At 53.0% G+C, this 2500-nt stretch carries 1 rRNA gene (cut by a window edge); it reads right to left on the reverse strand.

What is annotated here, in order from left to right:
* Positions 1 to 138: 138 nt before the first annotated feature.
* Positions 139 to 2500, reverse strand: a 23S ribosomal RNA gene (locus tag D460_RS0132250); it runs 521 nt beyond the window's last position.

Raw genomic sequence — 2500 nt, forward strand, 5'->3', positions numbered from 1 at the left:
GCAGCCGCCCCGCCATAACCACCAGGTCAGCGAAGCGCAACAATTGAGAAGCTGGTGAGGCCGGTTAGGCCTCGTTTTGTCTTGAACACGTCCTGGCATCATGTCCGTCTTTCGACGGCATGAGCATAAGCAATGAGAACAATTAAGCCGATCGAGCTATTAGTAACGGTAAGCTTCACACATTGCTGCGCTTCCACACCCGTCCTATCAACGTGGTCGTCTTCCACGGCTCTGATAGGGAATACTCGTTTTCAGGTTGGTTTCCCGCTTAGATGCCTTCAGCGGTTATCCATTCCATATGTAGCTACCCTGCTATGCCGTTGGCACGACAACAGGTCCACCAGAGATATGTCCATCCCGGTCCTCTCGTACTAGGGACAGATCCTGTCAATATTCCTACACCCACGGCAGATAGGGACCGAACTGTCTCACGACGTTCTGAACCCAGCTCACGTACCGCTTTAATTGGCGAACAGCCAAACCCTTGGGACCTGCTCCAGCCCCAGGATGCGATGAGCCGACATCGAGGTGCCAAACAACCCCGTCGATATGGACTCTTGGGGGTCATCAGCCTGTTATCCCCGGCGTACCTTTTATCCGTTGAGCGATGGCCCTTCCACGCGGGACCACCGGATCACTATGACCGACTTTCGTCTCTGCTCGACTTGTCAGTCTCGCAGTCAGGCGGGCTTATGCCATTGCACTCGACGACCGATTTCCGACCGGTCTGAGCCCACCATCGCGCGCCTCCGTTACTCTTTCGGAGGCGACCGCCCCAGTCAAACTACCCACCATACACTGTCCCGGATCCGGATAACGGACCGCGGTTAGACATCCATGACGATAAGGGTGGTATTTCAAGGATGGCTCCACAGAAACTGGCGTCCCTGCTTCAAAGCCTACCACCTATCCTACACATGCCGACACGAATGCCAGTGTAAAGCTATAGTAAAGGTGCACGGGGTCTTTCCGTCTGACCGCAGGAACCCCGCATCTTCACGGGGAATTCAATTTCACTGAGTCTATGTTGGAGACAGCGGGGAAGTCGTTACGCCATTCGTGCAGGTCGGAACTTACCCGACAAGGAATTTCGCTACCTTAGGACCGTTATAGTTACGGCCGCCGTTTACTGGGGCTTCAGTTCAAAGCTTGCACCTCTCCCTTTAACCTTCCAGCACCGGGCAGGCGTCAGACCCTATACGTCGTCTTGCGACTTCGCAGAGCCCTGTGTTTTTGATAAACAGTCGCTACCCCCTGGTCTGTGCCACCCCATAATAGTTGCCTAGCATGGGGTCACGCTTCTTCCGAAGTTACGCGTGCAATTTGCCGAGTTCCTTCAACATAGTTCTCTCAAGCGCCTTGGTATACTCTACCTGACCACCTGTGTCGGTTTCGGGTACGGTCTATAATGATGGAGCTATTTCCTGGAACCGCTTCCCTGCACCCACAATCCAATAAGTGAATACAAGTTACGCAATCCGTCACTACCACCAGGCCCACGAATATTAACGTGGTTCCCATCGACTACGCGTTTCCGCCTCGCCTTAGGGGCCGGCTAACCCTGCTCAGATTAACTTTAAGCAGGAACCCTTGGTCTTTCGGCGAGAGGGTCTCTCACCCTCTTTATCGTTACTCATGTCAACATTCGCACTTCCGATACCTCCAGGATGTCTCACGACTGTCCCTTCACAGGCTTACGGAACGCTCCGCTACCACTTGCACATAGTGCAAATCCTCAGCTTCGGTGCATGGCTTCAGCCCCGTTACATTTTCGGCGCAAAGACCCTTATTTAGACCAGTGAGCTGTTACGCTTTCTTTAAATGATGGCTGCTTCTAAGCCAACATCCTGGTTGTTTTGGGATCCTCACATCCTTTCCCACTTAGCCATGACTTGGGGACCTTAGCTGGAGGTTAGGGTTGTTGCCCTTTTCACGACGGACGTTAGCACCCGCCGTGTGTCTGCCGAGTAGTACTCCCGGGTATTCGGAGTTTGGTTAGGATCAGTAAGACGGTGAGTCCCCATAGCCCATCCAGTGCTCTACCCCCCGGGGTATTCGCTCGACGCTCTACCTAAATAGATTTCGCGGAGAACCAGCTATTTCCGAGTTTGATTGGCCTTTCACCCCTAACCACAAGTCATCCCAATCTATTGCAACAGATGCGGGTTCGGTCCTCCAGTTGGTGTTACCCAACCTTCAACCTGCTCATGGCTAGATCACTCGGTTTCGGGTCTAATGCAACAAACTAAATCGCCCTATTCAGACTCGCTTTCGCTTCGCCTACACCTACCGGCTTAAGCTTGCTTGTTACACTAAGTCGTTGACCCATTATACAAAAGGTACGCCGTCACCCTTGCGGGCTCCGACTGTTTGTAGGCATCCGGTTTCAGGTTCTATTTCACTCCCCTTGTCGGGGTGCTTTTCACCTTTCCCTCACGGTACTTGTTCGCTATCGGTCATGCACGAGTACTTAGGCTTGGATAGTGGTCTACCCACGTTC

The organism is Rhizobium sp. 2MFCol3.1 (assembly GCF_000377565.1).
In the GTDB taxonomy this organism is placed as follows: domain Bacteria; phylum Pseudomonadota; class Alphaproteobacteria; order Rhizobiales; family Rhizobiaceae; genus Rhizobium.